Genomic DNA, 15,095 nt, shown 5'->3' with positions numbered 1-15,095 from the left:
CGGGCGGGGCCTCCCCCACTACCCCGGACCCGGGCCCGGCGCCCGGACCGCACCATCGAAGGCACCGAAAGAGAGACGGTCGGACCATGTCAGAAACCGTAAACCTGCCCGCACTGGGCGAATCCGTGACCGAGGGCACCGTGACCCGGTGGCTCAAGCAGGTCGGTGACGAGGTCGCCGTCGACGAGCCCCTGGTCGAGGTCTCCACCGACAAGGTCGACACCGAGATCCCCTCCCCCGTGGCGGGCGTGATCGAGGAGATCCTCGTCGAGGAGGACGAGGACGTCGAGGTCGGCGCGCCGCTGGTCGTCATCGGTGACGGCTCGGGCTCCGGCGGCGGGTCCGGCCAGGACGGTGCCGCCGCGGACACCTCCGCCCAGGAGGCCGAGGACGCCGCGACCGAGGCCGAGACCCCCGAGGCGACCGACGAGGCCGCCGAGCAGAAGTCCTCCGGCCAGGAGTCCTCCGGCCAGGAGTCCTCCGGCCAGGAGTCCTCCGGTCAGGAGCAGGCCCCGCAGGCCGAGGCCCAGCAGACGGGCGAGGGCAGCGAGATCACCCTGCCCGCCCTGGGCGAGTCCGTGACCGAGGGCACCGTGACCCGGTGGCTCAAGCAGGTCGGTGACGAGGTCGCCGTCGACGAGCCGCTGCTGGAGGTCTCCACCGACAAGGTCGACACCGAGGTCCCCTCCCCCGTGGCCGGGACCCTGCTGGAGATCCGGGTGCAGGAGGACGAGGACGCCGAGGTCGGCCAGGTCCTGGCGGTCATCGGCTCCGGCTCCACCCCGTCCGGGGACAAGCCCGCCGAGAAGCCCGCCGCGGACACCTCCGCCGAGGAGGCCGAGGACGCCGCGACCGAGGCCGAGACCCCCGAGGCGACCGACGAGGCCGCCGAGCAGAAGTCCTCCGGCCAGGAGTCCTCCGGTCAGGAGCAGGCCCCGCAGGCCGAGGCCCAGCAGACGGGCGAGGGCAGCGAGATCACCCTGCCCGCCCTGGGCGAGTCCGTGACCGAGGGCACCGTGACCCGGTGGCTCAAGCAGGTCGGTGACGAGGTCGCCGTCGACGAGCCGCTGCTGGAGGTCTCCACCGACAAGGTCGACACCGAGGTCCCCTCCCCCGTGGCCGGGACCCTGCTGGAGATCCGGGTGCAGGAGGACGAGGACGCCGAGGTCGGCCAGGTCCTGGCGGTCATCGGCTCCGGCTCCGCCCCGTCCGGGGACAAGCCCGCCGAGAAGCCCGCCGCGGACACCTCCGCCGAGGAGAAGCCGGCGAAGCAGTCCTCCGCCGGCGGCGAGGGCTACGAGGGTTCCTCCTCCGGGAAGCAGGAGAAGGCGCCGTCCCGCGACGAGGCCATGGTCGAGACCGACGAGCCCGTGTTGGCCGACACCTCCGGGGACGAGCAGCAGGACGCCGCCCAGCGCGACGGCGCCCGCACCGAGAACGCGGAGGCGCCGACGGGCGACAACTCGTCCTACGTGACCCCGCTGGTGCGCAAGCTCGCCAAGAAGGAGGGCGTGGACCTCTCCGCGCTCACCGGCACCGGTGTGGGCGGCCGGATCCGCAAGCAGGACGTGCTCGCCGCCGCCGAGCAGCAGAAGAGCGCGGCCGCACCGGCCGCCGAGGCCCCGGCCGAGACGGCCGCGGCCGCCCCGGCGAAGGAGGCCGCCCCGGCCGCGCCGAAGGCGGACGCCAAGCGCGGGACCACCGAGAAGGCCCCGCGGATCCGGATGACGATCGCCCAGCGCATGCGCGAGTCGCTGCAGGAGGCCGCTCAGCTGACCCAGGTGACCGAGGTCGACATGACCCGGGTGGCCGTGCTGCGCGGCCGGGCGAAGGCGAAGTTCCAGGAGCGGGAGGGCGCCAAGCTCACCTACCTGCCGTTCTTCGCCAAGGCCGTGGCGGAGGCCCTGCAGGCCCACCCGAAGCTCAACGCCACCTTCAAGGAGGCCGAGAAGGAGATCGTCTACAACGGCTCGGAGAACATCGCCATCGCGGTGGACACCCCGAAGGGCCTGCTGGTGCCGGTCATCAAGAACGCCGGCGACCTCAACCTCGGCGGCCTGGCCAAGCAGATCGCGGACCTCGGCTCCCGGGCCAAGGACGGCAACATCACGCCGGACGACCTCACCGGCGGCACCTTCACGATCACGAACCTCGGGTCGTTCGGAGCCCTGTTCGACACCCCGATCATCAACCAGCCGCAGGTCGCGATCCTCGGCACGGGATCGATCGTGAAGCGCCCCATGGTGGTCTCCGACGCCGACGGCAACGACACCATCGCCATCCGCCAGATGTGCTACCTGTCGCTGACCTACGACCACCGCCTGGTCGACGGCGCGGACGCCGGCCGCTTCCTCCAGGCGCTCAAGGCGCGCCTGGAGGAGGGCCGCTTCGAGTCCGAGGTCGGCCTCTGACCGGCCCCGTGCCGGTCCACGGCCCCCGCTGAGCACCTGCGGAGGGCCGGCGGACGCCGAGAGGGCGTGTTCCTGGTCACAGGGGCACGCCCTCTCGGCGTCCGCCGGCGGCGCTCCGATAGGCTCGACGGCATGACCTTCCTGACCGGACTCCTCGTCTTCCTGCACCTCGTCGGCGCCGCGATCATCGTGGGCACCTGGATCTACACCATGAAGCGACCGACGGTGTCCCCCGGGCAGTTCCACGCCTCGCTGCTGAGCCTGGTGACCGGTCTTCTGCTCGTGGCGGTCCACGAAATGGGCGAGGCTGACGTCAACCACGCCAAGGTCGCCGTGAAGCTGCTGGTCGCCCTCGCCGTGGCGGTCGCCGCCTTCGTGGGCCAGCGGAGGACCAGGCGCGGGGAGACGGTCTCGACCGGTCTCGCCCACGCCGTGGGCGGGCTGGCGGTGATCAACATGGCGGTCGCCACCCTCTGGTGAGCCCCGCCCGCCACCGCACCATCGAGGACCGGACCCCCGGCGCTGCCCGTCAGCCCCGGGGGTCCTGCCGTGCCGGTTCCGATCCGTCCGGCTCCTGCCCGTCCGGCCCCCGTCCGTTCCGCGGCGGCCCGTCCGAGCCGGTTCCCGGCGGGGCCGTCGCCCCCGCCGCAGGTTCCACCTCGGCCAGCCGCCAGCCCTGCTCCCCGTGGACCAGCTCGACGAGGACCGTCTGCACCCATCCGTCCCCGGCCGGCACCACGGACGGGACCGTGCCCGGCCCGCCGCGGTGGCCGTCCACCCGCACCTCGGCCACCAGCACGACCCCGCCCGGCGGCGCGGACCCCGCCGGCCCGTCGCGGACGCTCTCGGCCTCGAGGACGAGGCCGGGAAAACCGCCGTCCGCCCGGGCGATGGTGTCCCGGTCCGCCGCCGCGGCCCGGGCGCCGGGGGCGTACACCTCGTCCAGCAGCCGGGCGTCACCGGTGCGCAGGGCCTCTCCCCGCCGCGCCACCAGCTCTCCCAGCGCCCGCCGGGGGTCCGCGTCCTCGACGGAGTCCTGCGGCGGGTCGACGACGGACCCCGGCGCCACCGGGCCCGACCGCGCCGCAGAGGGGAACCGCGCCGGGGGCGTCGTGGCCGCCGGCGTGTTCGCCGGATCGGCCGCCGGTTCCGGCGACGGGCCGGCCCCGCCCAGGGGGAGCAGGACCGCGCCCCCGGCGGCCAGCAGCAGCGCTGCCCCGACGAGCGCGGCCCGGCGACCGCCGCCCGTCCGCACCGGCTCCGGACGGGCGGCGGCGACCCGCCGCCCGCCGGGGTCCGGCTCCTGGGCCCGCGCGAACCGGTCGGCCAGTTCCGCCGCCGTGGGCCGGGCCGAGGCGTCGGGGTCGAGGGCCGCCTCGACCGCCCGCACGAGGCCGGGCGGGGCGCCGGGGCACAGCAGGGACAGGGGCGCCCGCCGCGCCTCCCGGGCCGGGGCCCGCCCGGTGAGCGCCGCCCACCCGAGGGCCCCGAGAGCGCGGACGTCCTCCTCCGGGCTCCCCGCCGCGGTGCCCGCGCGCACCGCGGCGACGTGCCCCGCGCCGTCCGCGGCCGCCGGGCCCGCAGCCGGGCTCTCCGGAGGGGCCACGGTGCCGCGGAACAGGACCTGCCGGGCGGAGAGCTCCCCGTGGCACCGGCCGAGGGCGTGCAGGGCGGCCAGGCCGGTCGCGGCGTCCCGCAGCACCGCGGCGGCCTCGGCGGGCGTCAGCCGGCCGCGCTCGGCCAGCCGGTCGGCGACGGAGCCGCCCCGCAGGAAGTCCTCGACCAGCCCGGCCGGTGCCGCCGCCGGGCCCAGCAGGCCGCGCACGGCCACGAGACAGGCCTCGTCCCGGCCTGCCAGGGCGACCGCGAGCGACCGGAGCGCGGCCCTCGACCGGTCGCGCTCCGGTCCGGGCTCCTCCGGGCAGGGCCGCAGGACGAAGTGCTCCCCCGACCGGGCCTCCCGCACCAGCCACGATCGGCCGCCCAGGCGGCGCACCGGCTCCAGGCCGTCCTCCGGCGGGAGCCGCGGAGGCGTGTCCTCGATCCGCGTGCCGGGGAGGGGGCCCGCCCCGTCGTCCCGGACGGCCGCGGCGAGCCGCGCCCGGGCGGAGACTGACGGGGCCCGGGAGGGCTCGTGGTGGCCGCCGTGCGCGGCGGGGCGCTGCTCCATGCCCCCAGCATGCCCGCCCGTCGCCCCGGGCCGTGGGCGCCGTCCACAGCCCCCGCCCGGCGCGCGTTGTCCCCGCCGCGCGATAGGCTGGGGACATGTCCATCTGCTTCGAACGGCTCGGCTTCGACCCGCACCTCGTCGACTACCGCTCGGTGCTCGAGCTGCAGAAGAACGTGCACCGGGAGGTCGTCGCGGGCGAGCGGGACAACACCGTGCTGCTGCTGGAGCACCCCCCGGTCTACACGGCCGGACGGCGCGCCGAGCCCCACGAGTACCCCACCGACGGCACCGAGGTCGTGGAGATCGGACGCGGGGGCAAGCTCACCTACCACGGCCCGGGGATGCTCGTGGGCTATCCCGTCGTCCGGCTGACCACGCCCATCGACGTCGTGCGCTTCGTGCGCCTGCTCGAGGAGATCATCATCGCCGTCGTCGCGGACCTCGGGGTGGAGGCCACCACCGTGGCGGGACGCTCCGGGGCCTGGGTGCTCGCGGACGAGCACGGGCCGGACCGCAAGATCGCCGCCATCGGCGTGCAGGTCTCCAAGCGGGTCACCATGCACGGCTTCGCCCTGAACTGCTCCAATGACCTGCGGCCGTTCGGCAGGATCATCCCCTGCGGCATCACCGACGCCTCCGTCACGAGCCTCTCGCAGGAGACGGGCCGGCTCGTGACCCCGGAGACGGTGGTCGCGCGCGTGGAGCAGGAAATATCCGCCCGCCGGGACGAGTTGTGCGAACAGTTCGTCCCGTCAGGGACCCCGGGTCCGCTGCCCTGGCCCACCGCCGTCAGCTGACCTGCGCCGCCCCCGGGACCGCCGGGACCGTGAGCGCACCACCGTCGACATCTCGACAAGGAGACCGACCATGACCGTTGCCCCCGAGGGCCGCCGCCTGCTGCGCGTCGAGGCGCGCAACGCCGAGACGCCGATCGAGAAGAAGCCGTCCTGGCTGAAGAACACCGCACGGAAGGGCCCCGAGTTCCAGGAGCTGAAGTCGCTGGCCCGCGGCAAGGGCCTGCACACCGTGTGCGAGGAGGCGGGCTGTCCCAACATCTACGAGTGCTGGGAGGACCGGGAGGCCACGTTCCTGATCGGCGGATCCAAGTGCACCCGCCGCTGCGACTTCTGCGACATCGCCACCGGCAAGCCGGACCTGCTGGACGTCACCGAGCCCCGCAAGGTGGCCGAGTCCGTCAAGGAGCTGGGCCTGCGCTACGCGACCGTGACGGGCGTGGCCCGTGACGACCTCGACGACGGCGGCGCCTGGCTGTACGCGGAGACGATCCGCGCGATCCACACGCTGAACCCGAACACCGGTGTGGAGATCCTGATCCCCGACTTCCAGGGCAAGCCGGACCGGCTGCAGCAGGTCATCGACGCCGCGCCGGAGGTCTTCGCGCACAACGTCGAGACGGTCCCGCGCATCTTCCGCCAGATCCGGCCCGCGTTCACCTACGAGCGCTCCCTGGACGTCATCACCCAGGGCAAGGACGCCGGGATGATCACCAAGTCCAACCTCATCCTCGGCATGGGCGAGACGAACCAGGAGATCTACGAGGCGCTGTGCGACCTCAACGACGCCGGGTGCGACATCATCACGCTCACCCAGTACCTGCGCCCCTCCCCGCTGTTCCACCCGATCGACCGGTGGGTCAAGCCCGAGGAGTTCGTGGAGCTCTCCGAGATGGCCGAGGAGATCGGCTTCCTGGGCGTCATGGCCGGCCCCATGGTCCGCTCCTCCTACCGCGCCGGCCGGCTGTGGGCCCGCGCCATGGAGAAGTCGGGCCGGGCGATCCCGGAGCACCTGGCGCACATCGAGGACACCGGCAGCGCCTCCCAGGAGGCCTCCTCGCTCGTCCAGCGACTCCGCTGAGGTCCGGCGGGGCGTGGCCCCGCCCACCCGCTAAACTGGAGGACGGACCACGGCCGGGCGCCCTGACGCCCTGACGCCGCTGGTCCCCCCGGAACACCGCCACCGCACCACAGGACGAGGTCTCACCGTGTCACCTTCCCACGCCAAGTGGCGCCCCGCGTCGCGATCCACCTCCCCCGGGAAGCCGGCGGGCAAGCCGTCCGGGAAGCTCACCCGGGCGCAGAAGCGCGAGGCGAAGAAGCAGCGGAAGGCGACCAAGGGGCCCGGGTTCCTCGGCCAGATCAAGCAGGTCTTCAAGATGACCCGCGAGGTCGAGCCCAACATCGGCTGGTGGATGCTGCTGATCGGCCTCGGGGTCCTGCTGGCCTTCCTGCTCATCGGCGTGCTCCTCGGCAACTGGATCACCGGGCTGCTCATCGGCCTGCCGTTCGCCCTGCTGGCCGCCTCCTTCTACCTGTCCCGGCGGGCCGAGCGCGCCGCGTTCGCCCGGATCGAGGACCAGCCCGGGGCCGCCGGCGCCGCGCTGTCCGCGCTGCGCCGCGGCTGGATCGTGGAGGACCAGCCGGCCGCCATGGACCCGCGCACCCGCGACCTCATCTTCCGGGCCATCGGCCGGCCCGGGGTGGTCCTCGTGACCGAGGGCCCCGCGGGGCGGGTCGACAAGCTCGTCGCCAAGGAGCGCCGCCGAATCGGCCCCGTGATCCAGAACGTGCCGATCCACGTCATCAAGACCGGCAAGGGAGAGGGACAGGTCCCGCTGCGGGAGCTGTCCAAGCGGATGAAGAAGCTCGACAAGAAGCTCACCCAGCAGGAGGTGCAGACCGTGCACAAGCGGATCAGCACCCTGGGCAACCGCCTGCCGATCCCCAAGGGCGTGGACCCGATGCGCGCCCGCCCGGACCGCAGGGCCATGCGCGGCCGCTGAGCCGCCGGCCCCACGACACGCACCACGACACGCACGGAGCCCCCCGCCTTCCTCGGAAGGCGGGGGGCTCCGTCGTCGTGGTGCCGGGTGCCGCGCCCGGCGCCGGGCTCAGCGCGTGCGGACGAGGATCGTCTCTGCCGCCCGGTCGTGCAGGCCGCGCTGGTCCGGGTCGAACACGACCGCCGGGATCACGAGGCACAGCAGGAGGGAGCGGACCGCGGCGCGGGCGAACCCCGCCGGGCGACCCGCCAGCGCCTGCACCTGGAGGCCCAGGAGCAGGTGCCCGGGGGTGTGACCGGTCGCGCCGACCAGCAGCACGTTGAGCACGAACAGGAACGCCAGGGTCATCAGGCCCTGCTCGTTCCACCGGGGCACGAGCCACTCGGCGAGGCCCCAGCACAGGAACCAGTCCACCACCAGGGCCACGATCCGCCGCCCCACGCGTCCCACGGAGCCCGGCCCCTGCTCCGGTCGCCCGAGGCGCTGCCCCGGGTACTGCTGCCGGCCGGTCCCCGGCCCCTCGAGCCACGAGCCCACGTCACGTCTGTCGATCATCCCCTCAGGGTATCGGGGCGGGACTCCCCTAGACTGACGGGAGACCGTGGCTCCCCGGCGGTCCTCCGCGTAACACCGAGGAAACAACCGGGACACGGAGCCTTAATGCCCGGTCCGTAGCGTTGTCCCCGGAAACGGACGCCGCACGAGCATTCCCGGCACGGCGGTCCAGCCCACCTAACAAGGAGAACAGCACATGTTCCAGACACCCGAGGAAGTCCTCACGTTCATCAAGGACGAGGAGATCGTCTTCGTCGACGTCCGGTTCACGGACATGCCCGGCGTGCAGCAGCACTTCAACCTCCCCGCCAAGTCCGTGGACGACGACTTCTTCGAGCACGGGCAGCTGTTCGACGGCTCCTCCATCCGGGGCTTCCAGGGCATCGCCGAGTCCGACATGCAGCTCATCCCGGACCCGACGTCGGCCTTCGTGGACCCGTTCCGCGTCGAGAAGACCCTCGTGGTCACCTGCTCGATCGTGAACCCCCGCACCGGGGAGCCCTACCACCGCGACCCCCGCGGCGTCGCCGAGCGCGCCGAGGCGTACATGGCGTCGACCGGCATCGCGGACGTCGCCAACTTCGCCTCCGAGGCCGAGTTCTTCATCTTCGAGGACGTCCGCTACGACATCCAGCCGCAGGGCTCCTTCTACGCCATCGACTCCGACGAGGCCGCCTGGAACACCGGGCGCAAGGAGGAGGGCGGCAACCTGGGCAACAAGACCGCCACCAAGGGCGGCTACTTCCCGGTCTCCCCGGTCGACAAGCAGGCCGACCTGCGCGACGCGATGTGCGTGGCCCTGGACGAGGTGGGCCTCGAGGTCGAGCGCTCCCACCACGAGGTGGGCGCTCCCGGTCAGGCCGAGATCAACTACAAGTTCAGCACGCTCACCCGGGCGGCCGACGACCTGCAGAAGTTCAAGTACGTCATCAAGAACACCGCGGACGCCTTCGGCAAGTCGGCCACGTTCATGCCCAAGCCCGTCTACAACGACAACGGCTCCGGGATGCACTGCCACCAGTCCCTGTGGAAGGGCAGCGAGCCGCTGTTCTACGACGAGAAGGGCTACGCGGGCCTGTCCGACATCGCGCGTTGGTACATCGGCGGCCTCCTGGAGCACTCCTCGGCCGTGCTGGCCTTCACCAATCCGACGGTGAACTCCTACCGTCGCCTGGTCAAGGGCTTCGAGGCGCCGGTCAACATGGTGTACTCGCAGGGCAACCGCTCCGCCGGCATCCGCATCCCGATCACGGGCACCAACCCGAAGGCCAAGCGCCTCGAGTTCCGCGCCCCGGACCCCTCGTGTAACCCGTACCTGGCGTTCGCCGCCCAGCTGATGGCGGGCCTCGACGGCATCCGCAACCGCATCGAGCCGGCCGACCCGATCGACAAGGACCTCTACGAGCTGCCCGCCGAGGAGGCCAAGGACATCAAGAAGGCCCCGGCCTCGCTCGAGGAGGCGCTGCTGGCCCTCGAGGCGGACCACGAGTTCCTGCTCGCCGGTGACGTCTTCACCGAGGACACCATCCAGTCCTGGATCGAGTACAAGCGCGAGTTCGAGCTCAAGCCGCTGTCCGTGGTCCCGCACCCGCTGGAGTTCTCGATGTACTACGGCGTCTGATCCGCACGGATCGGCCACCGCACCGGGAAGGCCCCGGACCCCTAAAGGGGTCCGGGGCCTTTCCCATGCCGCCGGCAGTCCGACGACGACGCCGTCGGTAGCCGCCGACGATGGCCGCCGTCAGTGGCCGTAGAAGAGCCGCTCGAACACGGCGCGGGCCTTGCGGGTGGTGCGCAGGTAGTCCTCCTCGAGCCGGCCGGCGCCACCGTGGGGGTACCCGCACCAGCGGGCCACCGCCTCGAGGTCGGCCCGCTTGGCGGGCAGGGCGTCGGAGCGGCGCCCGGTCCGCAGGACGTTGCCGTTGCGCACGGCCGTGGCCAGCCGCCACGCGGCGGACAGGGCCAGGGCGTCCTCGGCGGTCACGAGACCGGCCTCCTCGGCGGCGTGCAGGGCCCGCAGGGTGCTCGTGGTCCGCAGCCCCTGGACGCGGTGCCCGTGCTGGAGCTGCAGCGTCTGGACGAGCCACTCGACGTCCGAGAGCCCGCCGCGGCCCAGCTTCAGGTGCCGGGCCGGGTCCGCGCCGCGCGGCATCCGCTCGTTCTCCACGCGGGCCTTCATCCGCCGGATCTCCAGCAGCTGGCGCTCCGTGAACTCCGCCGGGTAGCGCAGCGGGTCCACGACCCGCCGGAACGCGTCGGCCAGCTCGTCGCTGCCGGCCAGGGGCAGCGCCCGGGTGAGCGCCTGGAACTCCCAGGTCTGCGCCCACCGGGCGTAGTACTCGGCGTAGGACTCGACGGAGCGCACCATGGGCCCCTGCTTGCCCTCGGGGCGCAGGTCGTTGTCGATCTCCAGCACGCGCTCCGCCACGATGGGCGGCGTGCAGGGCGCCTTGAGCAGCTGCACCATCCGCTGCAGCAGGGTCTCGGCCTGCTCCCGGGCCGCGGCGGGGTCCGCGTCCCCCACCGGGGCGTAGACGTACATGACGTCGGCGTCGGAGCCGTAGCCGATCTCCCGCCCGCCCTGCCGGCCCATCGCGACGACGAGGACGTCGGCGAGCCGGCCGGCGCGGTCGTAGACCTCCCGCTCGGCCACGTGCAGGGCGCCCAGGACGCAGACCCGGTCGATGTCGGACAGCGCCGCCACGACCTGCTCGACGTCGAGCAGCCCGGAGGTGTCCGCGAGCGCCACGCGCAGCTCCTCGCGGCGGCGGATGAGGCGGATCATCCGCACGGCCTCCCCGGGGTCGGGGTGACGGGCCATCTGGGCGCGGATCTCGCTCCACAGCGTCTCGAAGGACACCGGGCACAGCTCGTCGTCCTGGCCGAGCCAGGCGGTCGCCTCCGGAGAGTTCTCCAGCAGGTCGGTGACGTACCGGGAGCTGGAGAGGATCTGGCACAGGCGTTCGGCGGCGGCGTTCGAGTCGCGGAGCAGGCGCAGGAACCAGGGGGTGGTCCCGAGGGACTCGGAGAGCCGCCGGAAGCCCAGCAGCCCCGCGTCGGCGTCGACGCCGTCGGCCAGCCAGGCCAGGAGCACGGGCAGCAGGGTGCGCAGGATCTCGGCCCGCCGGCTGACGCCGCGGGTGAGCGCCTCGATGTGGCGCACGGCGGCCTTCGGGTCCCGGTAGCCGAGCGCGGCGAGCCGGTCCCGCACCGACTCCGCCGAGAGCTGGGTGTCGGTCTCGGGCAGGTGGGCGAGCGCGGCCAGCAGCGGCCGGTAGAAGATCCGCTCGTGCATCCCCCGGACGCTGCGCTTGACCTTGCGCCACTCCTCGAGCAGCGAGTCGCCGGAGGGGCGGGCGGTGTCCGCGGCGCCGCGCAGGGAGCGGGCGATGACCGTGAGCTCCTGCTCGCCCCGCGGCATGAGGTGCGTGCGGCGCAGCCGGAACAGCTGGATGCGGTGCTCCAGGAGGCGCAGCCAGCGGTAGTGGGCGGAGAACTGCTCGCTGTCCCGGCGGCCGATGTACCCGCCCTCGGAGAGCGCGGCCAGGGACTCGGTCGTGGCCTGGGTCCGGACCCGCTCGTCCGTGCGCCCGTGCACCAGCTGGAGGAGCTGGACGGTGAACTCGACGTCGCGCAGCCCGCCGGGGCCCAGCTTGATCTGGCGCTCGCCCTCGGCGGCCGGGATGTTGTCGGTGACCCGCCGGCGCATGGCCTGCACGGACTCGACGAAGCCCTCGCGCCCGGAGCTGCGCCACACGAACGGCTCGATGGCCTTGCGGTAGGCCGCCCCGAGCTCCGGGTCCCCGGCCACGGGCCGGGCCTTGAGCAGGGCCTGGAACTCCCAGGACTCGGCCCACCGCTCGTAGTAGCGCACGTGCGAGTCCAAGGTGCGCACGAGCGGCCCGTCCTTGCCCTCGGGCCGGAGGTTGGCGTCCACCTCCCACAGCGGGGGCTCCGCGCCGCGGGCCATGAGCGCCCGGGCGGTGCCCGTGGCGAGGGCCGTGGCGATGACGGTGGCCTCCGCCCCGTCCAGGGGCTCCGCGCCGTCCGGGTCCTCGACGGCCATGACGTGCACGACGTCGACGTCGGAGATGTAGTTGAGCTCCCGGGCGCCGCACTTGCCCATCCCGATCACGGCGAGCCGCACCCGGTCGACGGTCCCGGGGGCCCAGGTCCCCGCCGCCTCCGCCCGGGAGACGGCGAGCGCCCCCTCGAGGGCCGCAGCGGCCAGGTCGGCGAGCTGGCGGCCCACCGCGGGCATGTGGTCGGCGGGGTAGAGGGCCCCGACGTCCCGGATCGCGATGCGCGTCAGCTCCCGCCGGTAGGCCGCGCGCAGGGCGCTGCAGGCGGCGTCACCGGTCCCGGCGGCCACCGGGGTCCGGGCGGCGGGGTCCGCGCCGACCGCCGTCAGCAGCGCGTCCCGGAACTGCTCGCCGGGGATCTCCGCCGGCTCGGCGGCGGCGGGCTCCGCGAGCAGGTCCAGGTGCTCGGGGCGCCGGAGCAGGAACTCCCCGAGCGCCTCGGAGGAGCCCAGTAGCCGGAACATGGCCTCGGAGGCCTCAGGGCCGGCGTTGATCCGCTCGGCGAGCTCCGGGGAGCCCTCGAGGAGCCGGACGGTGAGCCGCAGGGCGACATCGGGCGAGGCCGCCAGGGCCAGACCCTCCAGCAGCCGGTCGAGGTCGACCTCGGCGAGCTCCGGGAAGCCGAGCCAGCGCTGGGCGTTGCCCGTGTCCGCGAAGCCGACCTTGATGAGACGGCCGGACGGGACGGTGCCCGCCGGGGCCGCGGACTGGGGAGGGTGTGTCATGGGACGGTCCGTCCGGGGTCAGAGGATGCCGAGGTTGTTCTTGAGCTCGAAGTGCGTGACGACCCGGCGGTAGTCGTTCCAGTCGCGGCGCTTGTTGCGCAGGAAGTAGTCGTAGACCTGCTCCCCGAGCAGCTCGGCCATGAACTCCGACTCCTCGGTCTCCCGGATGGCGTCGTACAGGCTCGAGGGCAGCGGGTTGTGGCCGAGGGCGCGGCGCTCCGCGGAGCTCATCGCCGCGACGTCGTCCAGCTCCACGGGCGGGAGCTCGTACTCGTTCTCGATGCCCCGCAGACCCGCGGCCAGCAGCGCGGCGTAGGAGAGGTAGGGGTTCGTGGCGGAGTCGATGCCGCGGTACTCGATGCGTGCGGCCTGCACCTTGTCCGGCTTGGACAGGGGCACCCGCACGAGCGCGGAGCGGTTGTTGTGGCCCCAGGACTGGTAGGAGGGGGCCTCTCCCCCGCCCCACAGCCGCTTGTAGGAGTTGACGAACTGGTTGGTCACCGACGTGAACTCGGGAGCGTGCCGCAGGATGCCGGCGATGAAGTGCCCGGCCGTGCGGGAGAGGCGGAACTCGGACCCGGCCTCGAAGAAGGCGTTGGTGTCCCCCTCGAAGAGCGAGAAGTGGGTGTGCATGCCGGAGCCGGGGTGCTCGGTGAACGGCTTGGGCATGAAGGTCGCGTACAGCCCCTGCGAGAGCGCGACCTCCTTGATGACCGTGCGGAACGTCATGATGTTGTCGGCCGTCTGCAGGGCGTCGGCGTAGCGCAGGTCGATCTCGTTCTGCCCGGGGCCGGCCTCGTGGTGGGAGAACTCGACGGAGATCCCGACGGCCTCCAGCATGTTCACGGCCTTGCGCCGGAAGTCCTGCACCACGCCGCCCGGCACGTGGTCGAAGTACCCCTCGTGGTCCACGGGCGTGGGCCGGCCCTCGGCGTCGAGGTCCGCGGACTTCAGCAGGTAGAACTCGATCTCCGGCGCCGTGTAGCAGGTGAAGCCCATGTCCGAGGCCTTCTCCAGCACCCGCTTGAGCACCCCGCGCGGGTCCGAGGAGGAGGGCTCGCCGTCCGGGGTGAGGATGTTGCAGAACATCCGGGCGGTGGGCTCCGTCTCGCTGCGCCAGGGCAGGATCTGGAACGTGGACGGGTCCGGCTGCAGGAGCATGTCCGCCTCGGAGACCCGCGACAGGCCCTCGATGGAGGAGCCGTCGAAGCCGAGCCCCTCCTCGAAGGCCGCCTCGACCTCGGCGGGGGCCAGGGCCACCGACTTGAGGCTCCCGACGACGTCCGTGAACCACATGCGCACGAAGCGCACGTCGCGCTCCTCGATGGTCCTGAGGACGAACTCCTGCTGACGGTCCATGGTTGTCTTCCTCGTCTTCCTGCCCGGGAGTGCTGTGCCGCCCGGGCACGCCTGCTGTCCCGCCCACTCTAACGCGCTGTCCCGCCGCGCCCGCCGGACCGGACGGCGCGGACGGGCGCGCCCGATAGGGTGGGGCCATGACCCAGGAGACACCCCGTCCGGCACCGGGCGCGCTGGACGTGCGCCGGGTGCGCACGCACCACCTGCGCGAGGCCAAGCGCCGTGACGAGAAGTTCACGATGCTCACGTGCTACGACGCCCTGACGGCGGCGATCTTCGACGCGGCCGGCGTCGACTCGCTGCTGGTCGGGGACTCCGCGGGCAACAACGTCCTGGGCCACTCCAGCACCCTGCCCGTCACCGTGGACGAGCTGCTGCCGATGTGCCGTGCCGTGTCCGGCGCCGTCGAGCGCGCGTTCGTGGTGGTGGACCTGCCCTTCGGCTCCTACGAGGCCTCCCCCGAGCAGGCGGTGGCCACCGCGGTGCGCTTCCTCAAGGAGGGCGGCGCGCACGCGGTGAAGCTCGAGGGCGGGGCGTGGTTCGCCCCCCACGTCCGGGCCATGGTCCAGGCCGGGGTGCCCGTCGTGGCCCACATCGGCTTCACCCCGCAGAGCGAGCACGCCCTGGGCGGGTACCGGGTGCAGGGGCGCGGCGACGCCGCGCGCAAGCTCGCGGAGGACGCCCGCGCCCTCGAGGACGCCGGGGCCTTCTGCCTGGTGATGGAGATGGTCCCGGCGGAGGCCGCCGCGGCCGTGGACGCCGCCCTGGAGATCCCGACCGTGGGCATCGGGGCCGGGCCCGCGACCACCGGCCAGGTGCTCGTGTGGCAGGACATGCTGGGGCTGCGCCGGGGCCGGATGCCGCGCTTCGTCCGGCAGTACGCGGATCTGCACGGGGTGGTCTCCGACGCCGTGGGCCGCTACGTCGAGGACGTGCGCTCGGGGGCCTTCCCGGCCCCGGAGCACGGCTTCTGAGCCACCGCGCCCGGCGCAC

General features: G+C 73.3%; 11 protein-coding genes. 7 read left to right on the top strand and 4 right to left on the bottom strand.

The genetic code is table 11. From position 1 onward, the window contains the following. Window positions 1–86: 86 nt before the first annotated feature. The gene (gene sucB / locus E7Z53_RS09605) at window positions 87–2,411 is read left to right on the top strand and encodes a 2-oxoglutarate dehydrogenase, E2 component, dihydrolipoamide succinyltransferase (protein ID WP_176337672.1); all 2,325 of its coding nucleotides are present in this window, start codon (window positions 87–89) and stop codon (window positions 2,409–2,411) included. 132 nt (window positions 2,412–2,543) lie between these two features. Further along, window positions 2,544–2,891, top strand: a complete 348-nt coding sequence (locus tag E7Z53_RS09600) for a hypothetical protein (RefSeq protein ID WP_176337671.1) — start codon at window positions 2,544–2,546, stop codon at window positions 2,889–2,891. Window positions 2,892–2,940: 49 nt separating this feature from the next. Here E7Z53_RS09600 and E7Z53_RS09595 read toward each other — a convergent pair whose 3' ends face one another. Continuing rightward, complete coding sequence (locus E7Z53_RS09595) at window positions 2,941–4,581, bottom strand: hypothetical protein (RefSeq protein WP_126350078.1); 1,641 nt, start codon at window positions 4,579–4,581, stop codon at window positions 2,941–2,943. Window positions 4,582–4,676: 95 nt separating this feature from the next. On the opposite strand from E7Z53_RS09595, the gene lipB reads away from it, so the two are divergent. The 3 genes from lipB (at window position 4,677) to E7Z53_RS09580 (ending at window position 7,381) form a co-directional block, all read left to right on the top strand. Next, window positions 4,677–5,378 carry a lipoyl(octanoyl) transferase LipB gene (gene lipB / locus E7Z53_RS09590; RefSeq protein ID WP_176337670.1) on the top strand — a complete coding sequence of 234 codons (702 nt, stop codon included), beginning with the start codon at window positions 4,677–4,679 and terminating at the stop codon, window positions 5,376–5,378. 70 nt (window positions 5,379–5,448) lie between these two features. Beyond that, complete coding sequence (gene lipA / locus E7Z53_RS09585; RefSeq protein ID WP_176337669.1) at window positions 5,449–6,456, top strand: lipoyl synthase; 1,008 nt, start codon at window positions 5,449–5,451, stop codon at window positions 6,454–6,456. A 127-nt stretch (window positions 6,457–6,583) separates the two neighbouring features. Beyond that, a complete protein-coding gene (locus tag E7Z53_RS09580) occupies window positions 6,584–7,381 on the top strand; it encodes a DUF4191 domain-containing protein (RefSeq protein WP_176337668.1) in 798 nt (265 codons plus the stop codon). Window positions 7,382–7,489: 108 nt separating this feature from the next. Here the strand turns inward: E7Z53_RS09580 and E7Z53_RS09575 are convergent, their stop codons facing one another. Next, window positions 7,490–7,936: an RDD family protein gene (locus tag E7Z53_RS09575; protein WP_109268760.1), complete on the bottom strand. Its 447-nt coding sequence runs from the start codon at window positions 7,934–7,936 to the stop codon at window positions 7,490–7,492. 196 nt (window positions 7,937–8,132) lie between these two features. Between E7Z53_RS09575 and glnA (E7Z53_RS09570) the strand changes: the two genes are divergently transcribed. Further along, window positions 8,133–9,557 (top strand): type I glutamate--ammonia ligase, encoded by a 1,425-nt coding sequence (gene glnA / locus E7Z53_RS09570; protein WP_017834149.1) that lies wholly within the window; start codon window positions 8,133–8,135, stop codon window positions 9,555–9,557. Window positions 9,558–9,677: 120 nt separating this feature from the next. On the opposite strand, the gene E7Z53_RS09565 is transcribed toward glnA (E7Z53_RS09570), so the two are convergent. Continuing rightward, a complete protein-coding gene (locus E7Z53_RS09565) occupies window positions 9,678–12,743 on the bottom strand; it encodes a bifunctional [glutamine synthetase] adenylyltransferase/[glutamine synthetase]-adenylyl-L-tyrosine phosphorylase (protein WP_176337667.1) in 3,066 nt (1,021 codons plus the stop codon). Window positions 12,744–12,761: 18 nt separating this feature from the next. Next, window positions 12,762–14,102, bottom strand: coding sequence for a type I glutamate--ammonia ligase (gene glnA, locus E7Z53_RS09560; protein WP_017834147.1), 1,341 nt, complete (start codon window positions 14,100–14,102; stop codon window positions 12,762–12,764). 137 nt (window positions 14,103–14,239) lie between these two features. Here glnA (E7Z53_RS09560) and panB point away from each other — a divergent pair, with 137 nt between their 5' ends. Next, the gene (gene panB / locus E7Z53_RS09555) at window positions 14,240–15,076 is read left to right on the top strand and encodes a 3-methyl-2-oxobutanoate hydroxymethyltransferase (RefSeq protein ID WP_176337666.1); all 837 of its coding nucleotides are present in this window, start codon (window positions 14,240–14,242) and stop codon (window positions 15,074–15,076) included. Window positions 15,077–15,095: the final 19 nt, after the last annotated feature.

The sequence above is a fragment of the Kocuria salina genome (assembly GCF_013368965.1).
GTDB lineage: Bacteria > Actinomycetota > Actinomycetes > Actinomycetales > Micrococcaceae > Kocuria > Kocuria rosea.
Note: the sequence above shows the minus strand (reverse complement) of the source record. Positions and strands in the feature narration are given on the sequence as shown.